Annotated in this window: 28 protein-coding genes and 1 tRNA gene; 4 read left to right on the top strand and 25 right to left on the bottom strand. The window is 60.2% G+C overall.

Translation table 11 applies throughout. The features are described from left to right. Positions 1-110: 110 nt before the first annotated feature. From AC07OT_RS30010 to AC07OT_RS29970, 9 genes are all read right to left on the bottom strand, one after another. The gene (locus AC07OT_RS30010) at positions 111-2,516 is read right to left on the bottom strand and encodes a TonB-dependent siderophore receptor (protein WP_495109781.1); all 2,406 of its coding nucleotides are present in this window, start codon (positions 2,514-2,516) and stop codon (positions 111-113) included. A 122-nt stretch (positions 2,517-2,638) separates the two neighbouring features. Further along, positions 2,639-4,249 (bottom strand): gamma-glutamyltransferase family protein, encoded by a 1,611-nt coding sequence (locus AC07OT_RS30005; protein ID WP_495109780.1) that lies wholly within the window; start codon positions 4,247-4,249, stop codon positions 2,639-2,641. Between the two features lie 22 nt (positions 4,250-4,271). Then, positions 4,272-5,051 carry an amino acid ABC transporter ATP-binding protein gene (locus AC07OT_RS30000; RefSeq protein ID WP_053129053.1) on the bottom strand — a complete coding sequence of 260 codons (780 nt, stop codon included), beginning with the start codon at positions 5,049-5,051 and terminating at the stop codon, positions 4,272-4,274. Positions 5,052-5,053: 2 nt separating this feature from the next. After that, complete coding sequence (locus tag AC07OT_RS29995) at positions 5,054-5,830, bottom strand: amino acid ABC transporter permease (protein WP_015884889.1); 777 nt, start codon at positions 5,828-5,830, stop codon at positions 5,054-5,056. A gap of 12 nt (positions 5,831-5,842) precedes the next feature. Then, positions 5,843-6,649, bottom strand: a complete 807-nt coding sequence (locus AC07OT_RS29990; protein WP_495103189.1) for an ABC transporter substrate-binding protein — start codon at positions 6,647-6,649, stop codon at positions 5,843-5,845. Between the two features lie 64 nt (positions 6,650-6,713). Then, complete coding sequence (locus AC07OT_RS29985; protein WP_065927276.1) at positions 6,714-7,382, bottom strand: GntR family transcriptional regulator; 669 nt, start codon at positions 7,380-7,382, stop codon at positions 6,714-6,716. A 255-nt stretch (positions 7,383-7,637) separates the two neighbouring features. Continuing rightward, positions 7,638-8,075, bottom strand: a complete 438-nt coding sequence (locus tag AC07OT_RS29980; RefSeq protein WP_495109779.1) for a hypothetical protein — start codon at positions 8,073-8,075, stop codon at positions 7,638-7,640. Between the two features lie 57 nt (positions 8,076-8,132). Then, entirely contained in the window at positions 8,133-9,416 is a 1,284-nt protein-coding gene (locus AC07OT_RS29975) for a HAMP domain-containing sensor histidine kinase (protein ID WP_495109778.1), read from the bottom strand. Beyond that, complete coding sequence (locus tag AC07OT_RS29970; RefSeq protein ID WP_065940329.1) at positions 9,413-10,096, bottom strand: response regulator transcription factor; 684 nt, start codon at positions 10,094-10,096, stop codon at positions 9,413-9,415. Before AC07OT_RS29970 ends, AC07OT_RS29975 begins: the two co-directional genes overlap by 4 nt. Before the next feature lie 196 nt (positions 10,097-10,292). Here AC07OT_RS29970 and bamA point away from each other — a divergent pair, with 196 nt between their 5' ends. Further along, positions 10,293-12,659: an outer membrane protein assembly factor BamA gene (gene bamA / locus AC07OT_RS29965; RefSeq protein ID WP_495109777.1), complete on the top strand. Its 2,367-nt coding sequence runs from the start codon at positions 10,293-10,295 to the stop codon at positions 12,657-12,659. A 189-nt stretch (positions 12,660-12,848) separates the two neighbouring features. Here the strand turns inward: bamA and AC07OT_RS29960 are convergent, their stop codons facing one another. The 10 genes from AC07OT_RS29960 to thrS all read right to left on the bottom strand — a co-directional run bounded on the left by AC07OT_RS29960 (position 12,849) and on the right by thrS (position 21,070). Next, positions 12,849-13,409, bottom strand: a complete 561-nt coding sequence (locus AC07OT_RS29960) for a cytochrome b (protein WP_495103187.1) — start codon at positions 13,407-13,409, stop codon at positions 12,849-12,851. Positions 13,410-13,613: 204 nt separating this feature from the next. Further along, positions 13,614-13,690 (bottom strand) — tRNA-Pro (locus tag AC07OT_RS29955). A 90-nt stretch (positions 13,691-13,780) separates the two neighbouring features. Continuing rightward, positions 13,781-14,137 (bottom strand): MerR family transcriptional regulator, encoded by a 357-nt coding sequence (locus AC07OT_RS29950; RefSeq protein ID WP_003174972.1) that lies wholly within the window; start codon positions 14,135-14,137, stop codon positions 13,781-13,783. Continuing rightward, the gene (gene ihfA, locus AC07OT_RS29945; RefSeq protein WP_002553164.1) at positions 14,118-14,420 is read right to left on the bottom strand and encodes an integration host factor subunit alpha; all 303 of its coding nucleotides are present in this window, start codon (positions 14,418-14,420) and stop codon (positions 14,118-14,120) included. The genes AC07OT_RS29950 and ihfA overlap by 20 nt, the downstream gene beginning before the upstream one ends. Positions 14,421-14,423: 3 nt before the next feature. Next, a complete protein-coding gene (gene pheT, locus AC07OT_RS29940; RefSeq protein WP_495109776.1) occupies positions 14,424-16,802 on the bottom strand; it encodes a phenylalanine--tRNA ligase subunit beta in 2,379 nt (792 codons plus the stop codon). Positions 16,803-16,828: 26 nt separating this feature from the next. Continuing rightward, positions 16,829-17,845, bottom strand: a complete 1,017-nt coding sequence (gene pheS / locus AC07OT_RS29935) for a phenylalanine--tRNA ligase subunit alpha (RefSeq protein ID WP_017737822.1) — start codon at positions 17,843-17,845, stop codon at positions 16,829-16,831. Positions 17,846-17,954: 109 nt separating this feature from the next. Next, positions 17,955-18,311, bottom strand: coding sequence for a 50S ribosomal protein L20 (gene rplT / locus AC07OT_RS29930; RefSeq protein WP_003174975.1), 357 nt, complete (start codon positions 18,309-18,311; stop codon positions 17,955-17,957). Positions 18,312-18,341: 30 nt separating this feature from the next. Next, positions 18,342-18,536, bottom strand: coding sequence for a 50S ribosomal protein L35 (rpmI, locus tag AC07OT_RS29925; protein WP_002553160.1), 195 nt, complete (start codon positions 18,534-18,536; stop codon positions 18,342-18,344). Between the two features lie 60 nt (positions 18,537-18,596). Then, positions 18,597-19,148, bottom strand: a complete 552-nt coding sequence (gene infC, locus AC07OT_RS29920; RefSeq protein ID WP_015884933.1) for a translation initiation factor IF-3 — start codon at positions 19,146-19,148, stop codon at positions 18,597-18,599. Continuing rightward, positions 19,148-21,070: a threonine--tRNA ligase gene (gene thrS, locus AC07OT_RS29915; RefSeq protein WP_048719014.1), complete on the bottom strand. Its 1,923-nt coding sequence runs from the start codon at positions 21,068-21,070 to the stop codon at positions 19,148-19,150. The genes infC and thrS overlap by 1 nt, the downstream gene beginning before the upstream one ends. 367 nt (positions 21,071-21,437) lie before the next feature. Here thrS and AC07OT_RS29910 point away from each other — a divergent pair, with 367 nt between their 5' ends. Together AC07OT_RS29910 and AC07OT_RS29905 are read left to right on the top strand one after the other, a co-directional pair. Continuing rightward, positions 21,438-21,752 (top strand): hypothetical protein, encoded by a 315-nt coding sequence (locus tag AC07OT_RS29910; RefSeq protein ID WP_027604109.1) that lies wholly within the window; start codon positions 21,438-21,440, stop codon positions 21,750-21,752. 289 nt (positions 21,753-22,041) lie between these two features. After that, positions 22,042-22,254, top strand: a complete 213-nt coding sequence (locus AC07OT_RS29905; RefSeq protein ID WP_003234260.1) for a cold-shock protein — start codon at positions 22,042-22,044, stop codon at positions 22,252-22,254. A 73-nt stretch (positions 22,255-22,327) separates the two neighbouring features. On the opposite strand, the gene AC07OT_RS29900 is transcribed toward AC07OT_RS29905, so the two are convergent. Beyond that, positions 22,328-22,648 (bottom strand): I78 family peptidase inhibitor, encoded by a 321-nt coding sequence (locus AC07OT_RS29900; RefSeq protein ID WP_027604108.1) that lies wholly within the window; start codon positions 22,646-22,648, stop codon positions 22,328-22,330. 143 nt (positions 22,649-22,791) lie between these two features. After that, positions 22,792-23,097 (bottom strand): hypothetical protein, encoded by a 306-nt coding sequence (locus AC07OT_RS29895; RefSeq protein ID WP_065927262.1) that lies wholly within the window; start codon positions 23,095-23,097, stop codon positions 22,792-22,794. Positions 23,098-23,251: 154 nt separating this feature from the next. On the opposite strand from AC07OT_RS29895, the gene AC07OT_RS29890 reads away from it, so the two are divergent. Continuing rightward, the gene (locus AC07OT_RS29890; protein WP_065940349.1) at positions 23,252-23,464 is read left to right on the top strand and encodes a hypothetical protein; all 213 of its coding nucleotides are present in this window, start codon (positions 23,252-23,254) and stop codon (positions 23,462-23,464) included. Positions 23,465-23,490: 26 nt separating this feature from the next. On the opposite strand, the gene AC07OT_RS29885 is transcribed toward AC07OT_RS29890, so the two are convergent. The 4 genes from AC07OT_RS29885 to AC07OT_RS29870 are packed head-to-tail and all read right to left on the bottom strand — an operon-like array spanning position 23,491 to position 26,910. Further along, a complete protein-coding gene (locus AC07OT_RS29885) occupies positions 23,491-24,519 on the bottom strand; it encodes a nucleoside hydrolase (RefSeq protein ID WP_027604105.1) in 1,029 nt (342 codons plus the stop codon). A gap of 26 nt (positions 24,520-24,545) precedes the next feature. Continuing rightward, positions 24,546-24,950, bottom strand: a complete 405-nt coding sequence (gene rbsD, locus AC07OT_RS29880) for a D-ribose pyranase (RefSeq protein WP_065940351.1) — start codon at positions 24,948-24,950, stop codon at positions 24,546-24,548. Then, complete coding sequence (gene rbsK, locus AC07OT_RS29875; RefSeq protein WP_495109775.1) at positions 24,947-25,864, bottom strand: ribokinase; 918 nt, start codon at positions 25,862-25,864, stop codon at positions 24,947-24,949. Before rbsK ends, rbsD begins: the two co-directional genes overlap by 4 nt. Positions 25,865-25,887: 23 nt before the next feature. Beyond that, positions 25,888-26,910 (bottom strand): LacI family DNA-binding transcriptional regulator, encoded by a 1,023-nt coding sequence (locus AC07OT_RS29870; protein ID WP_495109774.1) that lies wholly within the window; start codon positions 26,908-26,910, stop codon positions 25,888-25,890.

Genomic DNA, 26,910 nt, shown 5'->3' with positions numbered 1-26,910 from the left:
GGGGCTGCTGCGCAGCCCAACGCGGGGCAAGCCCGCTCACCACAGTTACAGTGTTCCTCCTTAACTGACTGGCATTGCGGCAAGCCCCCTCCCACCTTTTTAATCCGCGTCTAGAAGTCGACGGTGGCAGACAGCAGGTAGGTGCGAGGGGTCGACAGGGTCAGCCCCGGCTCGCTGTCATCCGACGCGCCGGCCGAACTCCAGTAGCGCTTGTCGGCGACGTTCTCCACGTTCGCCCGCAGGGTGATGTGCTTGTCATCGACCTTGAACGCGTAGCGGGCGCCGACGTCGATGCGGTTCCAGGCGTCGATTTCCTTGACGTTGGACTGGTCCAGGTATTGAGAACTGGAGTGGATGCCCCGGCTGGTCAGGGTCAGGCCTTGGAGGGTCGGTACGTCCCACTCGGCACCGAGGTTGACGTTGTACTTGGGCGTGGCCGGCGCGCGGTTGCCGTCCCAGGCGCCATTGGTGGTGTCCTTCAATTTACTGTCGATGTACATCACGCCGCCGAGCAGGCGCACGCCCTTGAGGGGTTCACCGAACACGCTCAGCTCCGCACCGGTGTTCTGGCGTTTGCCATTGGGACCGAACAGCCGCGACGTGGCGTTGGTCTCGTAGGCCGGTTGCTTGATGCGGAACACCGCGGCGGTCACGGCGAAGGCGCCGGCGTCGTACTTGGCGCCCACTTCCACCTGGCGGCTGATAAACGGCGGGAAGATCTGGTCTTCGTTGCGCGACGTGGACGGGGCGATCTTGCCCTGGCTCAACCCTTCCATGTAGTTGGCGTACAGCGACAGCTTGTCGGTGGCTTTGAACAGCAGGCCGCCCGAAGGCGAGATCTTTTCTTCGTCGTAGTTGGTGTCGCCTTTGATGCCGTCGCTCCAGTCGTCCACGATCACGCGCTGCCAGCGCGCACCGAGGGTGAGCAATAGGCGGTCATCGAAGAAACCCAGCGTGTCGGACAAGGCCACGCCACTGAACTTGTTCTCGGTATAAACCTTCGCATCCTGGCGCGTGGCCACCGACGGCGTCGGGGTTTGCACGGGGTTGTAGAGATTGCTCGATGCGTTGGCATAACGCGCACCGCCGTTGGTGAAGTCCATATAGAAGTAGCTGGCGGCCAGGTTGACCTCATGGCTCACCGGCCCGGTGTGGAACCAGTTACGCACGCCGGCCGTGGCGGTACGGACGTTTTCATCGCGGGTGAAGTCCCGAGGCTGCACGGTGAAATCACCGGCCGCATTGGCCACCGAAACAGCATGGCGCAGGAACTCGTGGTTGCTTTTGCGCGCGCCCACACCGCCGTAGAGCATCACCGAATCGCTGAGGTCATATTCGGCATTCAGCGTACCGAAGGTGTCCTTGGTGCGGGCCTTGCTCCAGGACTGCGCATAGTTGCGGCGCACATCGTTGGCACTGGGCACCGGCGCGGCAGCCGCGACTTGCACGCGCTCCTGCGGCGCATCGGTGTCACGCTCGGTGCGGCCGATATCGGTGGAAAGGCGCAGGCGCTCGCCACGAAAATCCAGGCCCAGCACGGCCATCTCACGGTCGACGCTCTGGTGGTCCCATTCGGTATCGCCGGACTGCTTCACGCCGTTGAAGCGCAGGCCGAACTTGTTGTCCTCACCAAAGCGTCGGCCCACATCCACGGCGCCACCGGCCTGGCTGTCGGAGGCCCAGGTGCCGGTGAACGAGGTGATGTCCTTGTCGGTGGCGCGCTTGGGCACCACGTTGATCCCGCCGCCCACGCTGCCGCGCGGCGAGATGCCGTTGATCAACTGGGTGGGGCCTTTGAAGATGTCGACGCGGTCGGCCATCTCCATGTCGATGGTGTAGGTCGGCAGCACGCCGTAAAGGCCGTTGTACGACACATCACTGTTGAACAGGCTGAAGCCGCGAATGGTGAACTGCTCATACCGCCCGCCGGCCGGGTTGGTGGCGCGTACCGACGGGTCGCTGGCGATCAGGTCGCCGAGGGTGCGCGCCTGCTGGTTTTTCACCGCGTCCTGGGTGTAGGTGGTCATGCTGAACGGGGTTTCCATGAAGTCCCGGGTGCCCAGCAGGCCTTGCGAGCCACGCCGCGCCACCTGGCCACCGGCGTAGGTGTCGCCGTCGTACAGGCCGGTGGTACCGAGAATCGACGTGGGCGCCAGCTCCAGGCTGCCGCCCTCCGGCACCGGCACCAGCATGTAGGCTTGCTCACCCATGGGCTGCAATTGCAGGCCGGAGCCTTGCAGCAAGCGGGCAAACCCTTCTTCCACGCCATATTCGCCGGATAAACCGCTGCTGCTGCGCCCGCTGACCAGCGCCGGGTCCACCGACAGGTTGACCCCCGACAGCCCGGCAAAACGGGTCAACGCCGCACTCAGGCTGCCGGCCGGCACCTGGTAGCTGCGGCGCGCGGCGCTGTCTTCGGCATAGCTGACGGGGACGAACAAGGGGCTGGCGCTGAGGCTCAGCATCAGGCTCAGTTTGAGCAACGGGCGCAAGCGCAAGGGGTGGACTGCGGGCATTGGAAGAAGCTCTCGATTTTGTTCACTTGCCTGGAATGACAGGCGAGGTGAAAAAAGGGGACAGGCTTCGACCAACTTTTTTCAAAATGGCAGGGCAATGGCGACGCCATGCCCTGCCCTGGTTACCATACCGCGATATGCGAATCCGCACGCGGTTCGGTGCCGCCGCACAGCACGCCGCTGACCGGGTCGCGCAGGATGATCTGCCCACGGCCGTAGTCGGTGAGGTCGCTGGCGATCTGCACCTGGTGACCACGCCGGGCCAGGGCATTGGCCAGGTCGCGGGAGGCGCCCTGCTCGATGCCGACCTTCATGTCGCCCAGCCATTGCCAGCGCGGTGCATCCAGTGCGGCCTGGGGGTTGAGGCCGAAGTCCACCAGGTTCATCACCATCTGTACGTGACCCTGGGGCTGCATATAGCCGCCCATCACGCCGAACGGGCCCAGGGCCTGGCCGTCCTTGGTGAGGAAACCGGGGATGATGGTGTGGAAGGTTTTCTTGCCCGCCGCCAGGCAGTTGGCGTGGCTCGGGTCGAGGCTGAATTCCTGCCCACGGTTCTGCAACGCAATGCCGCTGTCGGGCAGTACCACGCCGGAGCCGAAGCCGTGGTAGTTGCTCTGGATGAACGAGACCATATTGCCTTCGGCGTCCGCCGTGGCCAGGTACACCGTGCCGCTGGCGTGCGGGTCACCGGGCTTGGGCGCCTGTGCCTGCTCGCCGATCTGGCTGCGACGGCGCGCGCTGTAGTCGTCGCTGAGCAGGTCGGCCACTGCCACGCGCATGTGCAGCGGGTCGGTGATGTAGTGCAGGCCGTCGCTGTAGGCGAGCTTCATGGCCTCGAGCTGGCGGTGCCAGGTCTGTTGGCTGTCGCGGTGATCGAAGGTGAAGCCTTCGAGGATGTTCAGCGCCATCAGCGCCACCAGGCCCTGGCCGCTCGGCGGAATTTCCCAGACGTCGACACCGCGATAATTGATGTGGATCGGGTCCACCCACTGTGCGCGGTAGTCCTTGAGATCACTGGCGCGCAGGTATCCCCCGGTGGCCCGTGAGTGGGCGTCCAGGCGTGCGGCCAGGGCACCGCGATACAGGCTTTCGCAACGGCTGGCGGCGAGTTCTTCCAGGGTCCGCGCCTGGGCCGGGTTGCGGAAGATCTCGCCCGCTTGGGGTGCGCGCCCATCGATGAGGAACGTGTCGAACCAGGCTTGCAGCACTTCATCGCGATGCGGGCTGAATTCGTTCAAGGAGATCTGCCATTGGTGGGCAACCACCGGTGACAGCGGGAAACCCTCGCGGGCCAGGCGGATGGCCGGTTGCAGCAACTCGGCAAACGCCAGCTTGCCGAAGCGTTGCGACAGCTCCGCCCAGGCCGACGGGCAGCCGGGCACGGTCACCGGGGTCCAGCCGTACAGCGGCATCCGATCGTGCCCGGCAGCCTTGACCGCCTCGACACTCAAGGCGCCCGGGGCGTGGCCGTTGCCGTTCAGGCCATGCAACTGGCCCTTGCACCACACCTGGGCAAACGCATCGCCGCCCAGGCCGCAGCCGGTGGGCTCCACCACCGTGAGCGCGGCCGCCGTGGCGATGGCCGCGTCGATGGCGTTACCGCCCTTTTGCATGATCTCGATACCGGCCTGGGCGGCCAGGGGCTGGGACGCCGCGACCATGCCACGGCGGGCAAATACGCTCTGGCGCTGCGACGGATAGGGATACTCGTGAGCAGAAAATTTCAACATGGCAGAGGCTCTTCAAAAAAAGTCATAACACACGGCTGAGAAACGCCCGGGTCCGGGGATGACTGGGGTGGCTGAAGATCTGTTCCGGCGGCCCTTGTTCGATGAGTTCGCCCTGGTCGAGAACCACCACGCGGTCCGCCACTTCACGGGCAAAGCCCATTTCATGGGTGACCACCACCATGGTCATGCCCTCCTCGGCCAGCTCTTTCATCACCTGCAGCACTTCGCCGACGGTTTCCGGGTCGAGGGCGCTGGTGGGTTCGTCGAACAGCATGGCCTGGGGTTTCATCGCCAGGGCGCGGGCGATGGCGACCCGTTGCTGCTGGCCGCCGGAGAGCATCGACGGGTAGTGGCTGGCCTTGTCCGCCAGGCCGACCCGCGCCAACAGGCCACGGGCCTGTTCCAGCGCTTCGGCACGTGGTGTGCCGAGGACCTGGATCGGCGCTTCGATGATGTTTTCCAGCGCCGTCATGTGCGGGAACAGGTTGAAACGCTGGAACACCATGCCGATGTCGCGGCGCTGGCGGGCGATGTTGCGCTCCGAATCACGCACCAGGCTGCCGTCGCTGCGCTCGCGATAGCCCATGGCGCGGCCGTTGACGCGGATGCGCCCGCCCTGGATGTCTTCCAGCAGGTTGATGCAGCGGATAAAGGTGGTCTTGCCCGAGCCCGAGGCGCCGATCAGCACCACCACTTCGCCGCGCCGTACTTGCAGCGAGATACCCTTGAGGATCTGCAACTCGCCGAACGACTTCTGAATATCCAGTGCCTCAATGATCAGCTCTTCACTTTGGTGCGCCATGGTTATCGTCCCCTCAGCAGTTTCAGGGTGCTGCGCCCGAACATGCGGCTGGCTGCCGGTGGTGGCGCGGAAGGCCGGTCGGACTGGCTGAAGCGGGTTTCGAGCCAGCGCTGGAAAAAGCCCCAGAGCGTGGTCAGCGTCAGGAAGTACAAGGCAACCACCAGGTACAGCTCGAACACCCGGAAGGTGGCCGAGGTGATCATCTGGGTGCTGAGCAGCAGTTCCTGCACACCTATCACACTGACCAGGGTGGTGTTCTTGAGCATCACGTTGAACTCATTGCCCAGCGGCGGCACGATCACCCGGAACGCCTGGGGCAGCACGATGCGCCGCATCAACTTGGCGAAGCCCATGCCCAGGGAGCGCCCGGCTTCATATTGGCCCTTGTCCACCGCGCCGATGCCGGCACGGATGATCTCGGCCATATAGGCACCTTCGTTGAGGCCCAGGGCAATGATCGCCGCCTGGATATTGCCGGGGACGATCAGGCCGAACAATTCGATATCTTCGAAGCGGAAAATCCCGCCCGCCGCCAGCGCCGTGTACAGAAACACGATCTGTACCAGCAAGGGCGTGCCGCGCATCAGCCACACGTAAAAACGCACCGGCAGATGCAACAGCGGGTTCTTCGACAAGCGCAACAACGCCGCCGCCAGCCCCAGCGCGCAGCCCAGCAGCATCGCCAGTACGCTGATCAGGCAGGTCAGCCACAGCCCCGTGAGGTAAACCCCACTGGGCTGCAGCAGGTACTGCCAGAACACATCCCAATTGAAATTCATTGTTGTAGAACCTCAGTCGAGTGTGTCGCTGCTGACATGCCATTTGTTCAGCAACTGCACATAGCTGCCATCGCTGCGCATATCGCTGATCACCTGCTGCACGGCGGCGGTCAGTTGCGGGTCGTCCTTGCGTATGCCCAGGCCGGTGAGGATGCGGCTGAACGCCGGCACGCCTTCCTGGAACAGGTCCGGGGCCATTGCGGCGTAGTAACCGGCGGTTTCCACGGTGGTGCCGTAGGCGTCGACCTGACTGATGCGCAGGGCCTGGAACGCGTCGGTGTCGGTGTTGTAGACCACCAGTTTCATCGGTGGCTTGCCGGCCTTGGCCAGGCTTTCATTGTGGGCATCGAGCAGGGTCTTGATGGTTGAGCCGTTGAGCACCGCGACCTTGTGCCCGGACAGGTCATCCAGCGCCTTGATACCCTTGGGGTTGCCCTTGGGCACCACCACCGACTGGCTGGAATACATGTAGTTGACGATGTCGATCACCTGGCGCCGCTCGGGTTTGTCGAACAGCTGGTCGACGATCATGTCGCACTGCTGGGCGAGCAGCGCCGGCACCAGGCCAGAGAACGGGATCACCCGCCATTGCACTTGCTTGTCGCCCAGGCGCCTGGCGATTTCCAGGCCCAGGTCGACGGTCAGCCCGCGGGGTTTCTGGGCTTCGTCGAAGGACACCAGGGGCGGGGAATCCATCCCCGAGCAATAGACCAGTTTGTCGACTTTTTGCAGACGATCCGGCACTTGAGGCGCAGCAAAGGCCCCTTGTGCACAGAGACCGAAGGAGACAGCCACCAACAAGGCGCGGCATTTATGCATGACCAGACACTCCAGTTCGTTGAATAACGGGGCAGGACTAAAGTCAAAACACAGCGGGTGTTTCTTATTGTTCGGTTTGCAGGAACTGGATCAGTGCCGGCACGGTGCCTTCGATGTGTTCGCGCACCACGGCTTCGGCGCGGGCGGCGTCACCGGCACGGATCGCATCGAGGATCACTGCGTGTTCCTGGCGGGCGCTGAGGGGTTTTTCACCGTGCTGCAGCCACAAGCGCATAGGCGCCTCGACCAGCGAGTACAGCGCCGAAATCTGCTTCATCAGGCGCGGGCGGCCGCTGAGGCTGCACAGGTATTCATGGAACGCGCGGTGCCGACTGACCCACGCGGCGCCTTCGTCACGGTAGTCGTCCATCTCATCGAGCATGCGCTCCAGGGCCGCCAGTTGACGCTCACCGATACGGCCGACGGCCACGCGCACCGCCAGGCCTTCGAGGGCGCTGCGCATCTCGAACACTTCGTGCAGTTCATCGATATCCAGACCGCTGACGACTGCGCCACGGTTGGGCCGCAGGGTCACCAGGCCCTGGGCGTCCAGGCGGCGAAAGGCTTCGCGCACCGGCATGCGGCTCATGCCGATCTCGCTGGCGATGTCTTCGGCGATCAGCCGGTCACCCTTGCGGTAGCGGCCGCCGCAAATGGCATCGAGCAGAAAGTTGTAGGCCTCCTCCTCGGCGGTGAGGGGCTGGCGGTCAACGTAAGCGGGAGCGAATTGCATCGGCAGCACCTTTTGAATTTTTGTATCCAATTATCCACGGATGCAAAAAAGCAGGATGCGTGCCAACGGCCTGGAACAGGAGCCAAGTGATTGATTCAGATCGGATAGAAGGGAAAAAGCTGGCGCTGGCGTTGAAACGTCGCGTGGGAATTTGCTACCCAATGGCGCAGAAGATGCCCCATTGGTGGGTGGAAGTAACAAGCAGGACGTGGGCGAGATGCTTTTGCTTGAGGCGAATCCACCCCACCGTTGGCGTTATGGCTCGGCCGAATAGATGACGGTTTGCGCGCTGTTTTCGCCGACCGCCTGGCGGGTGAAATAGGTGTCGCCTTCGTCGGTGAGGATCTCGTAGTCGGCCTTGCGGGCCGGACTGGCGTGCTTGATGATTTTCAGCACGCGCTGGAACTTCACGCTTTGCGTGCCGTTCTGGTTAGGCCCGGTGAGCACATTGACGCTCTGAAACCAGCCGGCATGCCGCTGGTTGCTCACCAACGCGTGGCTCATCGCCTCGAAACGTTCCAACCGCGTGAAGCCCCACAGGGTCTGTTCTTCGACGGTGGCGCCCGGCGTAGCGGCGCCGGTGAACACAAACAGATTGATCGCCGGGCTGTCTTCGCAAAAGAAGTCGTAAGGGACCAGGCCGTCGACCATTTTCCTGCCGGGCACGAAGCCCTTTTTATGCACCTGAAACATCGCCACCTCCACTCAATCAATGGCGATAAGTCTAATGAGGCGCGACGTACAGGGCGGTCAAGCCAATGTAATGTCGTGTAAAGATCGCGCGCTGTGCAGGGTGATCTCCACTGTCAGCCCACCGCCCGGCTCGTTGCGCGCGAGGATGTGGCCGCCGTGCATCTGGACGGCCCTCGCAGCAATGGCCAGCCCCAGGCCAAACCCCACGCTGGCATCGCCCACACCACGTTCGAACGGCTGGAAAATGCTGTGCAGCCGGTCATTGTCGACGCCCGGCCCCTGGTCGGTGATCTGTACCGTGAGGCGGTTCGCATCGTGGTTGACCTGCGCCGACACGCACACGGTGGTGTCCGGCCGGGTGTAGCGTACGGCATTGCGGATCACGTTCTCGAAGCAGCGGTACAACAACTCACCGCTGACGCAGGCGATAAACGGCGGGCACGCCTGCAGGTGCACGCGACAGCCTTTGATGCCGGCTTCGAACTGCGCATCTTCAACGATCATCGCCAGCAATTCGACAATATCCACGGGCTCGCGCTCGATACTTTCCGGACGGCCTTGCAGGCGGGCCAGGGTCAGCAACGCCTCGATCAGGGTGTCCATGCGCTCGGATTCGCGCTCGATGCGTTCGAGCATTTCCAGGCGGGCGGCGTCCTGGCGCAACAGGCCGATGGCCGCCTGCATGCGCGTCAGCGGGGAGCGCAGTTCATGGGAGATGTCGTGCAGCAACTGCTGCTGGGCCTCCACCAGCACCTTCAACTGGTTGGCCATGCGATCGCAGTCTTCCGCCAGGTCGACGATCTCGTCGCGACGCTTGCCCATGGCCGGCTTGACCCGGGTTTCGAAGCGTCCGTGGGCTGCATCGCTCATGGCGCGCTTCAGGTAAGCCAGGGGCCAGGCCAGGTAATAGGCCATGTAGCCGCTGAACAGCGCACTCATCAACGTGCCGATGATCAGCGGAATCTGGTGCCAGGGCCGGCCGGGCGGGTTACCGGGCGCGTGGGTCGACCTGATCGACAGCGCCAGGCCTTCCTTGCTGACGACCGCTCGCTCATAGGCCGGCTGCGTCACCGGCCCACCTATCAGCAATTGCCCGGCACTGTTGTAGACGCCGATGGCCTCATCCGCCGGGCGCTCCCACACCGCCAGGAGCTGGCCGCCCGCCTCGACACCGAACGTTTGCAACAGCTTGTCTTCGGCCGCCAGCATGGCTTCCACATGCGGGTCATTCGGCTGGAAACGGCCCAGTTCAAGCACGCCGACGCCCACCAGGAAGGTCAAGGTGGTCGCCAGCCAGAAGGCCAGGAACAGTTTCCAGAACAGCAGGCTGGGCCGGGTCATTCGGCAATCAACAAATAGCCGAGGCCACGTACGCTCTGGATCCAGGCCTTGGCGTCCGGGCGCGGCCCGAGTTTTTGCCGGATGCTGCTGATATGCACGTCGATGCGCCGGTCGTAGCGGGTCAGCGGGCAACCGAGGGCATTGAGTGACAGATCCTTTTTACTCACTACCTGGCCGGCACTGCGGGCCAGCTCTTCCAGCAGGCTGAACTCAGTGCTGGTCACGCCCAGCTCGAGGCCGTTCCACAGGGCCTGGCGCTTGCCGGGCCACAACACCAGCGCGCCGGTCGTGATCACTTCGGTGGTCGGCTGGCCCACCGGCTGCACCCTGCGCATGATGGCGCGCAGGCGCGCGACCAGTTCGCCGGGGGAGCTGGGCTTGGGCACGTAATCATCGGCGCCGAGTTCCAGGCCGGTGATGCGGTCGATGTTGTCGCCACGGGCGGTGAGCAGCACTACGGGTACCTGGCTGACGACGCGGATGCGCCGGAGCACCTCGATGCCCGAGCGCTGGGGCAGCATGACGTCCAGCACCACAATGCTGTAGCGCCCCGACAGCGCCTCCACCTCGCCCTCCTCCCCCGTGTGCACGGCCGTGGCCTCAAAGCCTTCGCGCGCGAGGTATTGGCTCAGCATGTCAGTCAGTTCCTGGTCGTCGTCGACCAACAGTACGCGGATCATCTCGGGCTCGTCGGTGGGGGGTTGCGCATTATCGGCCCGGCATCGGCATCCCAGGCCAAACTTTACCTAACTTGACATTCGGTTAACCGCACCAAACGCCCCTCGCTCGTATGCTGGATGTTCACCAGTCCGGCCGCGCGGCGAGTTGTCCATGCGTGCCGGCGCTGCTTGTCGATGTGTTCTGGAAAAGATCTTGATGAATTTTTCGCGCCTGCTCTGCTCGGTTGCGCTGCTGCTCAATGCCTCACTGGCACTCGCCCAAGGCTTCAAAATCTCGGATATTCGAATCAACGGCCTGCAACGGGTCTCTGCGGGCAGCGTGTTCGGGGCATTACCCCTGAACGTCGGCGACGAAGCGGATGACCGGCGCCTGGTGGACTCGACCCGCGCGCTGTTCAAGACCGGTTACTTCCAGGACATCCAACTGAGCCGCGAAGGCGATGTGTTGATCATCAATGTAGTCGAGCGTCCTTCGGTTGCCAGTATCGAGTTCGAGGGCAACAAGGCGATTGCCACCGATGACCTGATGAAAGGCATGAAGCAATCGGGCCTTGCCGAGGGCGAAATTTTCCAACGCGCCACCCTGGAAGGGATACGCAACGAGTTGCAGCGCCAGTACGTTGCCCAGGGCCGTTACTCGGCGTCGGTCGACGCGCAGGTGGTGGCTCAGCCGCGTAACCGCGTGGGCTTGAAAATCAAGATCGACGAAGGTGAAGTGGCGTCGATCCAGCACATCAACGTAGTGGGTAACACGGTGTTCCCCGACGATGCCCTGATCGACCAGTTCACCCTCAAGACCAGCAACTGGCTGTCGTTTTTCAAGAACGACGACAAATACGCACGGGAGAAGCTGTCGGGCGACCTTGAACGCTTGCGTTCCTATTACCTGGACCGTGGCTATATCAACATGGATATCACCTCGACCCAGGTCTCGATGACGCCGGACAAAAAGCACGTCTACATCACCGTGAACATCCAGGAAGGCCAGAAATACACGGTGCGGGAGGTGAAGCTCAGTGGTGAGCTGAAAGTCCCGCAGGACCAGGTCCAGTCCTTGCTGCTGGTGCAGAAGGGCCAGGTGTTCTCACGCAAACTGATGACCACCACCTCGGAGCTGATTACCCGTCGCCTGGGCAATGAAGGCTACACGTTCGCCAACGTCAACGGCGTGCCGCAGGCCCACGATGAAGACCACACGGTTGACGTCACGTTCTCCGTCGACCCCGGTAAGCGGGCCTACGTCAACCGTATCAACTTCCGTGGCAATACCAAGACCGACGACAAGGTGCTGCGGCGGGAAATGCGCCAGATGGAAGGTGGCTGGGCGTCGACGTACCTGATCGACCAGTCCAAGGTGCGCCTGGAGCGCCTGGGGTTCTTCAAGGCGGTGAACGTCGAGACGCCTGCGGTGGCGGGCATCGACGACCAGCTGGATGTGAACTACGCCGTGGAAGAACAGGCGTCCGGTTCGATTACCGCCAGTGTCGGCTTTGCCCAGAGTTCGGGCCTGATCCTCGGCGGCTCGATCACCCAGAACAATTTCCTCGGCACCGGCAACTACGCCAGCCTGGGGCTGACCCGCTCGTCCTACCAGAGCAAGTACAACATCGGCTTCACCGATCCCTACTTCACCACCGACGGGGTGAGCCTGGGTTACAACGCGTTCTACAGCAAGACCGACTACAACAAGTACTACGATGACGGGGTTTCCTATTACGCCATCAATAGTTTTGGCTTGGGCGCCACCCTCGGTTACCCGATCAATGAAACCTCGCGCTTGAACTTTGGCCTGACGGCGCAACACGACAGCATCGAACCGGGCACCTACAGCGCCGACGAGATCTACGACTTTATCGAGCGCGAAGGCAAGGAATTCACCAACTTCAAGGCCAACCTTGGCTGGTCGGAATCGACCTTGAACAAAGGCGTGCTGGCGACTCGCGGGCATTCGCAAAACCTCAACCTGATGGTGACGGTGCCCGGCAGCGACCTGAGTTTCTACAAAATCGACTACACGGGGCAGACGTTCCTGCCTGTCAGCAACAACACATCACTGCGCTTTCACACCAAGCTCGGCTACGGCAGCGGCTACGGCTCCACGGACGGGCTGCCCTTCTATGAAACCTACACTGCCGGCGGCGAAGGCACGGTGCGCGGCTTTGAAAGCGGCACCCTCGGCCCGCGCAACACCCCGGCAACCGGTGCCTACGCCAGTGCCGGGCAGGCGTACTACTCGGACCGGGACACCGAGTCGCTGGGCGGCAATATCCTGATAACCGGCGGCGCGGAGTACCTGTTCCCGGTGCCGTTCATCAAAGACAACAAATCCGTGCGAACCTCGTTGTTCTGGGACGTAGGGACGGTGTATTCGGACAAGTGCTACCTCAGCACGACCCAGGGCTGCGGCAGCGTGGACCTGGGCCAGATGGCCAGTTCGGTGGGAGTTGGGGTGACCTGGTACAGCCCGCTGGGGCCGCTGAGTGTGAACTTGGCGTATCCGATTCGCACGCCGGAGAACGCGGACAAGCAGGTGTTTCAGTTCTCCATGGGGCAGACGTTTTGATTGCGCGCCTATGTATCCTTTTTTGTAAAGAAACGCCGTACCAGAGCACCTATGCGGTGATGTAGACAATTGGCACTCAGCGCATGTTGAGCCTGATGAAAACACTGCCCCGAGCCCCTCTAGAGCATGCATCAGCGTCAGGCCCTATCGTGCGAGCCGTTCCGAAACCTGAACGGTCAATCGCTGCGATCAGCTTGGTGCATCAGTCGCACGCCCGGGCAGCATGCCCGCGAGCACCCTGTCTTTGTCAATAAAGTGATGTTTCAGGGCCACGATCACGTGTCCACCTACAAGTACTCCGCATAGCCAGGCGGTGTAGGTGTGAATCGACTTCGCCAGGTCGTACAGGCTTTGATCAGGCTCCACGAGTGTCGGCAGCAAGAACAAACCGGCGACCAGGATGGGTTTATCTGCGACCGAACTCCAATACCAGCCGGACATCGGCAGCCCCACCAGCGCGATGCAGTACAGCAACAGATGGCCAGCGAAAGCGCCCCGCTTCATCAGTGGGCTCATTGTCGCGGGCATGGCGGGGGAAGGATGGGTAAGACGCCAGACAACGCGCAGGACGATAAGGAATAGAAGCACGCTGGCCATCGCCTTATGGAGAAAGGTGAGCTGGTGCTGAGGGTTGAATTCGTCACGCCAATGAACCGCCACGATCCCGACAAGCCAGGCGACCATCCAGATCAACGCCATTCCCCAGTGCAACCACTTTGCGGTAGCTGTGTAGCTTTCTACGTTCGACATCAGCACATACCTCCCGTTAAGAAGCCACGATTATGGTCAACAGTCATTTTGGAAAAACCGCAAAAATCCGATGATTACCATCGAGTTTTTTGGTTTTCGGGGGCGAAGATGAAAGGGGGAATATGAGCGTGAGAAAAAGCGGTGGTATTTTTCAGGCATGAAAAAGCCCAACCTTTCCAGATTGGGCTAAGTCATTGAATTATATGGTCGGGACGGAGTGATTCGAACACTCGACCCCTAGCACCCCATGCTAGTGCGCTACCGGACTGCGCTACGCCCCGACTAGGCGTGTTACTGGGTTCGCTCCGCAACGAAGCGATCAGGAATATACCGCAAGCTTTTGAAATGTGGAAGTATTTTAAAAGCCTGAATCATTTCTTCAAAACCACCAGCACATCTTCCAGTTCGGAGATCATCTGGCGGATCAGTTGCTTGTACTGGGTGGTGTCGTCTTTGGCTTCATCACCGGACATACGCTGGCGCGCGCCGCTGATGGTGAAACCCTGGTCATACAGCAATGCACGGATCTGTCGGATCATCAGCACATCCTGGCGCTGATAATACCGACGGTTCCCAGTGCGTTTCACGGGGTTGAGTTGAGGAAACTCCTGCTCCCAATAGCGCAGCACGTGCGGTTTTACCGCACAGAGCTCGCTGACTTCACCAATGGTGAAGTAGCGTTTGCCTGGGATGACGGGTAGCTCGTCGTTATGACTTGGTTCCAGCATAAGCCTCAACTCGGGCCTTCAACTTCTGCCCTGGACGAAAGGTGACCACACGGCGAGCCGTGATCGGGATTTCTTCTCCCGTTTTTGGATTGCGGCCAGGCCGCTGGCGTTTGTCCCGCAGGTCAAAATTGCCGAAACCGGACAATTTGACCTGTTCGTTGTCTTCCAGAGCGTGTCTGATCTCTTCAAAAAACAGCTCGACCAATTCCTTGGCCTCGCGCTTGTTCAGACCCAACTCTTCGTACAGACGTTCCGCCATCTCAGCTTTCGTCAAAGCCCCCATACGTCACTTCCTTAACGTGGCGTTCAACCTTTGTTCGAGCGAGGTGAGGATATTTTGTGTCGTGGCATTCACCTCATCGTCATTAAGAGTGCGCGATGGATGCTGCCAGGTCAAGCCAACTGCAAGGCTTTTTCTATGCGGATCAATGCCTTTACCCTGATAGACGTCAAATAGCCTGAGGTCTGTCAGCCATTCCCCTGCATTTTCACGGATTACATCCAGAACAGCAGTAGCGGCGACTTCACGATCGGCGATCAGGGCCAGGTCACGACGCACTTCAGGGAAGCGCGACAACTCGCTGAATTTAGGCATCTTGCCCGAGGCCACTTCAGCCAGGACCAGTTCGAAGACGAAGACCGGGCGGTCGAGCCCAAGGGTTTTCGACAGTTCCGGGTGGATGGCGCCGACGAAGCCCACCAGGCGACCTTCGCGCTCGATACGCGCAGTCTGACCTGGGTGCAGCGCCGGGTGGTTGCCTGGCACAAATGTGAAGTCGTCCAGTGCACCGGCAAAACCCAGTACCGCTTCCACGTCCGCTTTAACGTCGAAGAAGTCCACGGCATCCCGGCCTTGCGCCCAGCCTTCCGGCAAGCGGCTGCCGCAAACAACACCGGCCAGCATCGGCTCTTGCTTCAGGCCGTCGAGTTGACCGACAAACCGCAGGCCGCTTTCAAACATGCGCACGCGGTCTTGCTGACGGTTCAGGTTATGGGAAAGGGCTTTCACCAGGCCTGGCCACAGGGATGAACGCATGGCGGCCATGTCGTTGGAGATCGGGTTGGCCAGCAGCAGCGGCTCGACGCCCGGATTGAACAGCTCGAACTGCTTGGGATCGATGAAGCTGTAGGTCACCGCTTCCTGATAGCCACGAGCAACCAGCAGGCGACGCAGCTCAGGCAAGTGCGCACGTGCTTCTGCCTTGGGTTGCGGTGCCAGGCGCGCTTGCGGGTAACGAACCGGCAGGCGGTTGTAACCGTACAGGCGAGCCAACTCTTCGATCAGATCGACTTCCAGGCTGATATCGAAGCGGTGGCTTGGCACTTCAACACGCCACTGCCCTTCCCCACCCGCAGAAATGTTCAGCCCGAGGGCCGACAACAATTGCTCGATTTCAGCCGGTGCGATGACCAGGCCAAGCATTTGCTCGACACTTTTGGCGCGCAGGGTAATTGGCGCAACGGACGGCAGGTACTGTTCGTTGACGGTTTCAGTGATCGGGCCAGCTTCGCCACCGGTGATTTCCAGCAGCAGGCCAGTTGCGCGCTCCATGGCTTCACGGGCGAGCTTCCAGTCCACACCACGCTCATAGCGATGCGAAGCATCGGTATGCAGGCCGTAGGAGCGGGCCTTGCCAGCGATGGCAATCTGGTCGAAGAACGCGCTTTCAAGGAAGACATCGCGCGTGGTCGCGGACACACCGCTGTGCTCGCCCCCCATCACACCGGCAATCGCCAGGGCGCGGGAATGGTCAGCGATCACCAGGGTGTCGGCGCGCAGGCTGACTTCCTGGCCGTCGAGCAGAACCAGCTTCTCGCCTTCTTCGGCCATGCGCACGCGGATGCCGCCATTGATTTCAGCGAGATCGAAAGCGTGCAGCGGTTGGCCCAGTTCAAGCATCACGTAGTTGGTGATGTCGACGGCCGCGTCGATGCTGCGCACGTCGGCGCGACGCAGGCGCTCAACCATCCACAGCGGGGTTGGCCTGGACAGGTCGACGTTGCGGATCACACGCCCCAGGTAACGCGGGCAAGCGCTTGGCGCCAGTACTTCGATCGGACGTACTTCATCATGCACAGCAGCCATTGCGGCCACCACTGGACGCGTCACGGGAGCGTTGTACAGCGCGCCCACTTCACGTGCCAGGCCAGCCAGGGACAGGCAGTCGCCACGGTTCGGAGTCAGATCAACCTCGATGCTGGCGTCTTCCAGCTCCAGGTAGACGCGAATGTCCTGGCCCACTGGCGCATCGCCCGGCAGTTCCATCAGCCCATCGTTGCCCTCGCCTACTTGCAGCTCCGCCTGGGAGCACAGCATGCCGTTGGACTCGACGCCACGCAGCTTGGCTTTCTTGATCTTGAAGTCGCCCGGCAGTTCGGCGCCGATCATGGCGAACGGGATCTTCAGACCCGGGCGCACGTTGGGCGCTCCGCACACGACCTGGAACGTTTGTGCGCCATTGCTGACCTGGCACACACGCAATTTGTCAGCATCGGGGTGTTGCTCGGTGCTCAGCACTTCGCCCACCACCACGCCACTGAAAACACCGGCGGCCGGCGTAACGCTATCGACCTCAAGACCGGCCATCGACAGACGCGCAACCAGCGCATCGCGATCTACCTGCGGGCTTACCCAGCCGCGCAGCCATTGTTCACTGAATTTCATCCTGCTCTCCTAAAGATTCGTTACGACTAGCGAAATTGCGCGAGGAACCGCAAGTCGTTGTCGAAGAACAGACGCAAGTCGTTCACGCCGTAACGCAGCATGGCCAGACGCTCAACGCCCATGCCGAAGGCAAAGCCCGAGAACTCTTCCGGATCAATCCCGGACATGCGCAGCACATTGGGGTGAACCATGCCGCAGCCCATCACTTCCAGCCAGCCAGTCTGCTTGCAGACGCGGCAGCCTTTACCGCTGCACATCACGCATTCCATGTCGACTTCTGCGGATGGCTCGGTGAACGGGAAGAATGATGGACGGAAACGCACCGCCAGCTCTTTCTCGAAGAACACTCGCAGGAACTCTTCGATGGTGCCCTTGAGGTCGGCGAAGTTGATGTCGCGATCAACCAACAGGCCTTCGACCTGGTGGAACATCGGCGAGTGGGTGATATCTGAGTCGCTGCGGTACACACGGCCTGGGCAGACAATGCGGATCGGCGGCTTGTTCGCTTCCATGGTGCGGACCTGTACCGGGGAGGTATGGGTACGCAACAGCATGTTTGCATTGAAATAGAAGGTGTCGTGCATCGACCGGGCCGGGTGATGGCCTGGGATGTTGAGCGCCTCGAAGTTGTGATAGTCGTCTTCGACCTCAGGGCCTTCGGCAATGCCGTAGCCGATGTGGGTGAAGAACTGCTCGATACGTTCCAGAGTCCGGGTGATCGGATGCAGACCGCCCGAGGCCTGGCCACGGCCAGGCAAGGTAACGTCAATGGACTCGGCGGCGAGTTTGGCCGCGAGATCGGCCTCCTCCATGGTCGCCTTGCGCGCATTGAGCACCTCTGTGACACGCTCCTTGGCAACGTTGATCAGCGCACCGACTTGCGGGCGCTCTTCAGCCGGCAAATTTCCCAGGGTCTTCATCACCTGAGTCAATTCACCCTTTTTGCCAAGGTAGTGAACCCGGATTTGCTCCAGGGCATTGATATCTTCAGCGCTTTGCACAGCCTCAAGAGCTTGAGCGACGAGCGCGTCCAGGTTTTCCATGTACAGACTCCAGATACAAAATAGGGGAAGAGCTTGAAGGCTCTTCCCCTATTTATGACGTTTACCACCTTGGGCTACAGGCGCAGCCCAGGGTGACTGTCGGGGGTACTTAAGCCAAGGTGGCTTTAGCTTTCTCGACAATCGCAGCAAACACCGCTTTTTCGTTCACGGCCAGTTCAGCCAGAACCTTACGGTCGATTTCGATGGACGCTTTTTTCAGGCCAGCGATGAAACGGCTGTAGGACAGACCGTTAACACGTGCACCAGCGTTGATACGAGCGATCCACAGAGCGCGGAACTGACGTTTTTTCTGACGACGGTCGCGGTAGGCGTATTGGCCTGCCTTGATTACCGCTTGCTTGGCAACACGGAATACGCGTGAACGCGCGCCGTAGTAGCCTTTAGCGAGTTTCAGAATTTTTTTGTGACGTTTACGGGCAATGACGCCACGCTTTACACGAGCCATGAGTTACTTCCTCTATTCTTGATCCAAAAATTAACGAAGGCGCAGCATGCGCTCGACTTTTGCCACGTCAGACGGATGCAGCAAGCTGCTACCGCGCAGTTGACGCTTACGCTTGGTCGACATTTTGGTCAGGATGTGGCTCTTGAAAGCGTGCTTGTGCTTGATACCGTTAGCAGTTTTCAGAAACCGCTTAGCAGCACCACTTTTAGTCTTCATCTTTGGCATGTTCGGATACTCCGCATTCAGTTGATAAACATAATCAGAAGGCCTGCCGTGCCCTGTTGATTACTTCTTCTTTTTCGGGGCGATGACCATGATCAGCTGGCGTCCTTCCATCTTAGGATGCTGTTCGACCGAACCGTACTCGAGCAGGTCAGCTTCAACCCGCTTGAGGAGTTCCATCCCCAGCTCCTGGTGGGCCATCTCACGGCCGCGGAATCGCAAGGATACCTTGGCCCTGTCCCCATCACTCAGGAAACGTACCAGGTTGCGCAGTTTTACCTGGTAATCCCCTTCCTCCGTCCCTGGACGAAACTTGATTTCTTTTACTTGAATCTGCTTCTGGTTCTTCTTCGCCGCGGCAACCTGCTTCTTCTTTTCGAAGATCGACTTGCCGTAGTCCATCACCCGGCAAACGGGTGGGATTGCATCGGCGGAGATTTCCACCAGGTCCAACTTGGACTCTTCTGCAATACGAAGCGCTTCATCAATCGAGACGATGCCAATCTGCTCGCCGTCAGCGCCAATTAACCGAACCTCGCGTGCCGAGATATTCTCGTTGATCGGGGCTTTCGGTGCAGCTCGTTTATCTTGTCTCATTTCACGCTTAATAATAATTACTCCGAATCTGGGCGACCACGCCGGGAAACCGCTTGCGCGAGGAACTCAGCGAACTGGGCGACGGGCATCGAGCCCAGGTCAGCACCTTCACGAGTACGCACAGCGACAGTCTGCATCTCGACTTCCCGATCTCCGATAACCAAAAGATAGGGAACCTTGAGCAAAGTATGCTCGCGGATTTTAAAGCCGATCTTTTCATTTCTCAAGTCGGACTTGGCACGAAATCCGCTTTCGTTGAGAGTTTTTTCAACTTCAGCAGCAAAATCCGCCTGTTTATCAGTGATATTCATGATCACTGCCTGAGTCGGAGCCAGCCACGCAGGGAACGCACCCTCGTAGTGCTCGATCAGGATCCCGACGAACCGTTCGAATGAGCCGAGGATCGCCCGGTGCAGCATAACCGGGTGTTTACGACTGTTATCTTCGGAGACGTATTCGGCTCCCAAACGGATCGGCAGGTTAAAATCGAGCTGCAAGGTACCACATTGCCAGACACGGCCAAGGCAATCTTTCAACGAGAACTCGATCTTCGGCCCGTAGAAGGCCCCCTCACCCGGCTGCAGATCGTACGCAAGGCCCGCACTGTCTAGCGCTGCGGCCAGGGCCGCTTCGGCGCGATCCCACAGCTCGTCGGAACCGACGCGTTTTTCCGGACGAGTGGACAGCTTCATCTCGACTTCGGTAAAGCCGAAATCACGATAAACGTCCATGGTCAGCTTGATGAACGCGGCGGATTCGGCCTGCATCTGCTCTTCGGTACAGAAGATGTGGGCGTCGTCCTGGGTGAAGCCGCGTACCCGCATGATGCCGTGCAACGCACCCGATGGCTCGTTACGGTGGCAGGCACCGAACTCGGCCAGGCGCATCGGCAACTCGCGGTAGCTTTTCAAGCCCTGATTGAACACCTGCACGTGGCATGGGCAGTTCATCGGCTTGATGGCGTAGTCGCGGTTTTCCGACTGGGTGGTGAACATGTTGTCGGCGTAGTTGGCCCAGTGTCCGGATTTCTCCCACAGGCTGCGATCAACGACCTGCGGGGTCTTGATCTCCAGGTAACCGTTGTCGCGCTGAACCTTGCGCATGTACTGCTCGAGCACCTGGTACAGGGTCCAGCCGTTCGGGTGCCAGAACACCATGCCCGGCGCTTCTTCCTGGAGGTGGAACAGGTTCAGGCGCTTGCCGATCTTGCGGTGGTCGCGCTTTTCGGCCTCCTCGATGCGCTGGATATAGGCGGCCAGCTGCTTCTTGTCAGCCCAGGCAGTGCCGTAGATGCGTTGCAGTTGCTCGTTCTTCGCGTCGCCGCGCCAGTAGGCACCGGACAGCTTGGTCAGCTTGAAGGACTTGAGGAAGCGCGTGTTCGGCACGTGCGGGCCACGGCACATGTCGACGTATTCTTCGTGGTAGTACAGGCCCATGGCCTGCTCGTCCGGCATGTCTTCCACCAGGCGCAGCTTGTAGTCTTCGCCACGCGCAGTGAACACGTCGATCACTTCGGCGCGCGGAGTGACTTTCTTGATGACGTCGTAATCTTTTTCGATCAGGGCGTGCATGCGCTGTTCGATAGCGGCCAGATCGTCCGGGGTGAAAGGACGCTCGTAGGCGATGTCGTAATAAAAGCCTTCGTCGATGACCGGGCCGATCACCATTTTCGCGGTGGGATACAGTTGTTTGACCGCATGGCCAATCAAGTGCGCGCAAGAGTGGCGAATGATCTCCAGCCCCTCTTGATCCTTGGGCGTGATGATTTGCAGGCTGGCATCGGAGGTGATCAGGTCGCTGGCGTCAACCAGCTTGCCATCGACCTTGCCGGCCACGGTGGCCTTGGCCAGGCCAGCACCAATGGATGCGGCGACCTCGGCTACGGAAACCGAATGATCGAATGAACGTTGACTGCCGTCGGGAAGAGTAATAGTTGGCATGGCGCCTCCTCTCCTAGTGGTGACCCCTACCAAAGGTCACGTGGGTTGGGATGAGCCAGTACAAGATCCAACACCAGGCCGTTCAGTGATGAACGCCTGCCTTACAGCGGCAGGAGCCTTTCGGCCAACCGATAATCGAACCACAGTGACTGGAGTGAGCTGAAAAGAAACATGGCAAGGCGGCAAATGGCGCGCCCGGAATTAGCCAGGCCGAAGATGCTAGCACAGATGAACGGTCATCGCGCCGACAGTATCCGCCGCAAAGACAAATTCCAGCCTTTATAGCTGCAAAAGTGAACTTGAGCTGTACGCCACACCTCAAACCCACTGAGAATCGCCGTTCGTCCTCGAATCAAAGGAGCATCCCATGATGCGTTTTACCTCGACCCTCGCTTTCGCCGCTACCCTGAGCCTCCTTTCCCTCGGCGCGCAGGCTGCCGCTCCATCCAATTGGCCAGCCGGTGCCCGTGACAGTTTCGTCAGCGACTGCAGCGCGGCCGCCAGCCAGAACGTAGACGTCAAGACTGCCAAGGCCCACTGCGAATGTGGCGCCGACAAGATCAACGCCGAATTGAGCACTGCGGAAATCAAAGAGCTCATGACTAACCAGAACGCCAGCCCGGAGCTTAAAAACAAGGCAGTCGCGGCTATTTCGTCCTGCAAAGTCGTGAAGAAAAAGTAAGACCGACCTGGGACCAGACGACCGTTTTGCCAGGAAAACAGCCCGAAAACTGCCATTTCGCACAAATTACGCAGCTTTTACGGCTTTTTTTACCAGCTGATATTTCGCGCCGAAGCCCCGTAGATCGGGGCTTTCAGCCGACACAAGTAGCAAACACAACGCTATTGATTAGCAAACAATGCCTTGGGGGGGCTCCCAAGCCGAACATTTCGACTATGATAGCCCAGTGTGCCCAGTTGGCCTGAGCAGCACAGCACTACTGAAAATATATGTTTCTTGGAGATACACCATGTCTAATCGCCAAACCGGCACCGTTAAATGGTTCAACGATGAAAAAGGCTTCGGCTTCATCACTCCTCAAGGTGGCGGTGACGACCTGTTCGTACACTTCAAAGCTATCGAAAGCGACGGTTTCAAAAGCCTGAAAGAAGGCCAAACCGTTTCCTTCGTGGCTGAGAAAGGCCAAAAGGGTATGCAAGCTGCACAGGTTCGCGGCGAGTAATTCTCCGCTGAGCTAAAAAAACCCCGTCCATGTGACGGGGTTTTTTATGGGCGTTGCAAAAGCCTGGAAACGATCAGCCGCAATTAACGCGCGTGATCACCAGGTTGTCATCAGTGTTCAGGTTCAAGCGGTCGGAGCGGTATTCCAGCGTGATCATATCGTTGGGCTTGAGGATCCGTGCGTTCTGTGCGCCTGCGCGGGTACGGGCCTGCTCCAGCAACTGCGGCGAGGCTTTCTGGCCAATGCTGAATTCGGCGGCCTTCGACTCACAGCGGCTATGACCGGCATCGGTCACGGCGGCGTCTTTGGCTGGCTCAGAGGCACCCGGGGTGCTGCAACCCGCCAACGCGAGTGCTGCCAACAAAGTACCGAATGATGCGAGCTTCCAAGGCATGAAGCCTCCTAATTGAAAAATGGACAGAGATCGTGCGACAGCGGTCAGGCTGATAGGTTTCAAAACGTAAACCGCCGCCAGGTAAGTCTGCCCGACTATCAGCAGGCATTCGCCCGATCAATCGTGACCAAATATGAGCGCAATCAGTAGACGTCGATGTAATCAAACGGCGGCTTCGGCCAGTTCTGCTTCAGCGCATTGAAAATCTGTGTAACCCAGACCTCGTCGCTGGCCGCGACATTGCCGACATAACCGGAACCCTTGGCCCAGGTCTCCAGGCGGAACAGCAGGCCATCGATGTCAGTACCTCCCACCACCCCAGAAGATATGTAGGCAATTCCCGCCCTGGTTACACGCAACTGGGTATGCTCGTCATCACTGGCACTGGCGATCAGTTGACGCACGGCGGCCAGTGTCAGGTTCTCGGGGTTATTCAAATCGATCTGCACGCGGGGTCCCCCGGCAATTAAACAGGGAGACAGTGTCGCACAGCACCTGCTTCATGCCTAAGTAGCAGTGCCAAACCCCGCGCAAAATGATTAACTGCGCCGGTTAGAGCCGCGTTCCAGCGCATTGCCCAGCATTTCAACCCGTGAGACTTCCATGACCACCGTAACGCTCCAAGCCGACATCAAAGCCAAATGGCCCCAAGGACAAAGCTCCTACAGCCCAGGAAGCCCGGAAGAACTGGCAATCATCGGTATCGACCTGCTGGTCAAGGAACTCGGCACCCAGGCGGCACAGGCATTCATCGGCCAGGTATTCGAAAAATACCCGGCCGATCACATGGGGGCATCAGACCCCGAGCGTGAATAAGAACCGGCTGGCGAACGTCGACCGGGTTACTTCAGGCGTGCCAGGCGCTCGGTGAGCAGATCGAAGAAGCCCTGGGCGTCACCGTTCTCAACCCAGAACACATTTTTTGTCTGCTTCAGGCCGTCGTACCAATCAACGATGGTCTGACCGAAGGTCGGGCCTTCGCGGCTGTCTACCACCATATTGGCCTGACGCCCGGTGAACAAAGACGGCTTGAGCAGATAGGCGATGACAGTAGCGTCATGTACCGGGCCGCCCGGGATGCCGTAGTGTTCCATATCGCCCTTGACGTATTCATTGAGAATATCGCCGACGACCTTGCTCGCGTTGTTGTTGATGTCGGCGATCTTCTTCAGGCGCGCCTCGCTGGTCAGCACCTTGTGGGTCACGTCCAGCGGCAGGTAGGTCAGCTTGACGCCACTCTTGAGCACAATCTCGGCTGCAATCGGATCGGCGAACAGGTTGAACTCGGCAACCGGGGTGATATTGCCGCCGTTGAAGTGCGCGCCACCCATCACCACCACTTCCTTGATGCCTTGGGTGATTTCCGGGTCCTGGGTCAAGGCCAGCGCCAGGTTGGTCTGAGGGCCGAGCATGGCAATGGTAATGCTGTGAGGCTTGGCCGCACGCAGGGTCTTGATCAGGTAATCAACGGCGTTGCCTTCAGCCAGGCCCTTTTTAGGCTCATGGACGGTGACGCCGGAAATACCTTCTTTGCCATGGATGTTCTCGGCATAGATCGGTGTGCGCAACAGCGGCTTGGGTGCGCCGGCGTACACCGGGATTTCTTCACGCCCGGCCCACTCGCGGGCCAGGCGCGCGTTACGCGAGGTCTTGTCCAGGCGCACGTTGCCGGCGACGGTGGTCAGCGCACGAATGTTCAATTCGTCCGGGGAAGCCATGGCGAAGAGCAAGGCCACCACGTCGTCGGCACCTGGGTCGGTGTCGATGATCAAGTCGATTTTTTCCGCCGCTTGGGCGCTGGCAGCAGTGAGTGCGGACAAAAGCAGGACACTCCGAAACAGATTTTTCAGGGTTGGCAGACCACGTTGCATAAAACACTCCTTGTCGTTGGGAAACTCTAGAAGGTGACGCCGGAGACCAGCGCGATATTGCAGTAAGGCTGGCACTCGCCGGTACGCACGACAGCGCGCGCGTTACGGCTCAGTTGCTTGAATTGTTCATGGCTGAGCAGCCTTCGCTCGCCGAGGGCGGCCTGTTCAGCCAAAGCGTTCAGCTCCGTCAGCGCGGGCGGCTGCTTGAGCAGGATTTCTTCCGCCAGCACGTGGCTTTCCACCTGCATTTCACTGAGCACGATACGCAAGGTGCTGATGAAGTCGGGAATGCCCTGGGTCAGCGCCAGGTCGATTAACTCGACCCCGGGCGGCACTGGCAGGCCGGCGTCGCCGATCACCAGGATGTCACCATGGCCCAAGGATGCGATCAAACGCGACAAGGCGATATTGAGCAGCGGGGTCTTTTTCATAAAAGCACAAAACCTTGAACGTCATGCAGCGTAGGAATGGAGGGTTGCGCACCGGCACGGGTGACTGACAAGGCTGCCGCGACCTGGCCGAAACGGATGGCCTCGGCTTCACTTTTGCCACTGGCCAGTGCTGCGGCAAAACCACCGACAAAGGTATCGCCGGCAGCGGTGGTATCCACCGCCTTGACCTTGGGCGCCACCAGGTGCTCAAAGCCCTGGCCATCGGCAAACAACGCACCTTGGGCACCCAGGGTGATGATGACTTTGCCCGCCCCCGCCTTGATCAGGTGGGTCGCCGCGACCTTGGCACTGTCGAGGGAGTCGACTGTCACGCCGCTCAGTGCACTGGCTTCGCTTTCGTTGGGAATCAGGTAGTCGACCGAGGCGTACCAGTCGGCGGGCAACGGGCCGCTGGCCGGCGCCGGGTTGAGAATCACGGTCTTGCCCAGTTCACGACCGCGCTTGAGGGTGTAGCCCACGGTATCCATCGGCACTTCCAGCTGGCAGATAATCACGTCGGCCCCCTGCAGCACCGCATCGGACGCCTGCAGTGAGGCGGGTGTCAGCTCGCCGTTGCTGCCGGCAACGATCACAATCGCGTTCTGGCTGCTGTCGTCCACCACAATCAAGGCCACGCCACTGGAACCGTCCACGGTGCTCACCGCCTGACAATCGATACCTTCCACCAGCAAGGCGCCACGCAGTTCAGTGCCATAGGCATCGCTACCGACACAGCCGATCATTGCCACATCGGCTCCCAGTCGCGCCGATGCCACGGCCTGGTTGGCGCCCTTGCCGCCAGGGACCGTGGAAAACGTCTGGCCGATCAGGGTCTCACCGGCACGGGGCAGCCGACTCGCGCGGGTGACCAGGTCCATGTTCAAGCTGCCTATTACCACTACTTTTGCTGGCATACATCAGTACTCATCAATTCGGTTCAGCGGTATTGGGCGAACACACCGGCGACTGGCGCCGTCGATTCACGCAACACGATGCTCGGCGTCACGATGCGTTGATCGATCGGCAGTTGGGGGGTTGCAATTCGTCGCAGTAAAAGCTCGGCCGCGGTCTCGCCCAGCTGCAGGATCGACTGACCGACCGTGGTCAGCGCCGGGTACACGTAGCGGCCCATTTGAATGTCATCGAAACCGATCACCGACAACTCGCCGGGTACGCGAATATTACGCTCCGCCGCCGCGCGCAACACGCCGAAGCCGATCATGTCGTTGCTGGCAAAAATCGCGCTGGGCGGGTTCTGCGCCAGCAATTGCACGGCAGCAGCATAACCGCCGGTGCTGGTGAAGTCGCTTTCCTGGACGCGATTGGCCACCACCGCCACACCGGCTTCATGGAGCGCACGCTGGTAACCCGCCAGGCGCATTTGCGCGACGCGGGTGTGGCCCGGGCCGCCGATGCAGGCGATGTCCCGATGCCCCAGCTCAAGCAAGTGCCGGGTCGCCAGGTAGGCGCCCTCCTCGTGGTCGATGCGTACCAGGTCGACATCGATACCATCCAGCGCCCGGTCGACAATCACCATGGGCGTGCGCACGGCGCTCAACCCCGCGGCGAGGCCGCTGTCATCCCCGCCTACCGAGGTCACGATCAAGCCGTCGATGCGTTTTTCCAGCAACACCCGCAAATAGCTGCGTTGTTTTTCCGCGTTGTCGTCGGAGTTGCAGAGAATCACGCAGTAGCCGTTACGCTCACAATAATCTTCGATGCCCCGGGCCAGCTCGGCAAAATACGGGTTGAGGCTGTTGGGCACCAGCAATCCGATGGTGGCCGTGGTCTTGGCCTTGAGCGAACGCGCGACGGCACTGGGCACGTAGTCGAGCTGCTTGATCGCTGCTTCAACCTTGATCCGTACCGGCTCGCTCACCGGGCGCGTCTTGTTCACCACATGGGACACGGTGGTGTAGGAAATACCTGCAATCGCGGCCACATCCTTGATCGTTGCCAT

It is taken from the genome of Pseudomonas sp. GW821-FHT09C10 (assembly GCF_059418085.1).
The sequence above is the reverse complement of the archived record's forward strand: the minus strand, read 5'-3'. Positions and strand labels throughout refer to the sequence as shown.

Coding starts and splice junctions, on each gene's coding strand:
- AC07OT_RS29890 (WP_065940349.1), top strand. CDS start 23,252: ATGACCACCGTAACGCTCCAAGCCGACATCAAAGCCAAATGGCCCCAA.
- AC07OT_RS29985 (WP_065927276.1), bottom strand. CDS start 7,382: ATGCAATTCGCTCCCGCTTACGTTGACCGCCAGCCCCTCACCGCCGAG.
- bamA (WP_495109777.1), top strand. CDS start 10,293: ATGAATTTTTCGCGCCTGCTCTGCTCGGTTGCGCTGCTGCTCAATGCC.
- AC07OT_RS29885 (WP_027604105.1), bottom strand. CDS start 24,519: ATGCAACGTGGTCTGCCAACCCTGAAAAATCTGTTTCGGAGTGTCCTG.
- AC07OT_RS30005 (WP_495109780.1), bottom strand. CDS start 4,249: ATGTTGAAATTTTCTGCTCACGAGTATCCCTATCCGTCGCAGCGCCAG.
- thrS (WP_048719014.1), bottom strand. CDS start 21,070: ATGCCAACTATTACTCTTCCCGACGGCAGTCAACGTTCATTCGATCAT.
- AC07OT_RS29905 (WP_003234260.1), top strand. CDS start 22,042: ATGTCTAATCGCCAAACCGGCACCGTTAAATGGTTCAACGATGAAAAA.
- AC07OT_RS29990 (WP_495103189.1), bottom strand. CDS start 6,649: ATGCATAAATGCCGCGCCTTGTTGGTGGCTGTCTCCTTCGGTCTCTGT.
- AC07OT_RS29970 (WP_065940329.1), bottom strand. CDS start 10,096: ATGATCCGCGTACTGTTGGTCGACGACGACCAGGAACTGACTGACATG.
- pheS (WP_017737822.1), bottom strand. CDS start 17,845: ATGGAAAACCTGGACGCGCTCGTCGCTCAAGCTCTTGAGGCTGTGCAA.
- AC07OT_RS29995 (WP_015884889.1), bottom strand. CDS start 5,830: ATGAATTTCAATTGGGATGTGTTCTGGCAGTACCTGCTGCAGCCCAGT.
- AC07OT_RS29980 (WP_495109779.1), bottom strand. CDS start 8,075: ATGTTTCAGGTGCATAAAAAGGGCTTCGTGCCCGGCAGGAAAATGGTC.
- AC07OT_RS29960 (WP_495103187.1), bottom strand. CDS start 13,409: ATGTCGAACGTAGAAAGCTACACAGCTACCGCAAAGTGGTTGCACTGG.
- rplT (WP_003174975.1), bottom strand. CDS start 18,311: ATGGCTCGTGTAAAGCGTGGCGTCATTGCCCGTAAACGTCACAAAAAA.
- AC07OT_RS29870 (WP_495109774.1), bottom strand. CDS start 26,910: ATGGCAACGATCAAGGATGTGGCCGCGATTGCAGGTATTTCCTACACC.
- AC07OT_RS30010 (WP_495109781.1), bottom strand. CDS start 2,516: ATGCCCGCAGTCCACCCCTTGCGCTTGCGCCCGTTGCTCAAACTGAGC.
- AC07OT_RS29975 (WP_495109778.1), bottom strand. CDS start 9,416: ATGACCCGGCCCAGCCTGCTGTTCTGGAAACTGTTCCTGGCCTTCTGG.
- rpmI (WP_002553160.1), bottom strand. CDS start 18,536: ATGCCAAAGATGAAGACTAAAAGTGGTGCTGCTAAGCGGTTTCTGAAA.
- rbsK (WP_495109775.1), bottom strand. CDS start 25,864: ATGCCAGCAAAAGTAGTGGTAATAGGCAGCTTGAACATGGACCTGGTC.
- rbsD (WP_065940351.1), bottom strand. CDS start 24,950: ATGAAAAAGACCCCGCTGCTCAATATCGCCTTGTCGCGTTTGATCGCA.
- pheT (WP_495109776.1), bottom strand. CDS start 16,802: ATGAAATTCAGTGAACAATGGCTGCGCGGCTGGGTAAGCCCGCAGGTA.
- AC07OT_RS29910 (WP_027604109.1), top strand. CDS start 21,438: ATGATGCGTTTTACCTCGACCCTCGCTTTCGCCGCTACCCTGAGCCTC.
- ihfA (WP_002553164.1), bottom strand. CDS start 14,420: ATGGGGGCTTTGACGAAAGCTGAGATGGCGGAACGTCTGTACGAAGAG.
- AC07OT_RS29900 (WP_027604108.1), bottom strand. CDS start 22,648: ATGCCTTGGAAGCTCGCATCATTCGGTACTTTGTTGGCAGCACTCGCG.
- AC07OT_RS30000 (WP_053129053.1), bottom strand. CDS start 5,051: ATGGCGCACCAAAGTGAAGAGCTGATCATTGAGGCACTGGATATTCAG.
- AC07OT_RS29950 (WP_003174972.1), bottom strand. CDS start 14,137: ATGCTGGAACCAAGTCATAACGACGAGCTACCCGTCATCCCAGGCAAA.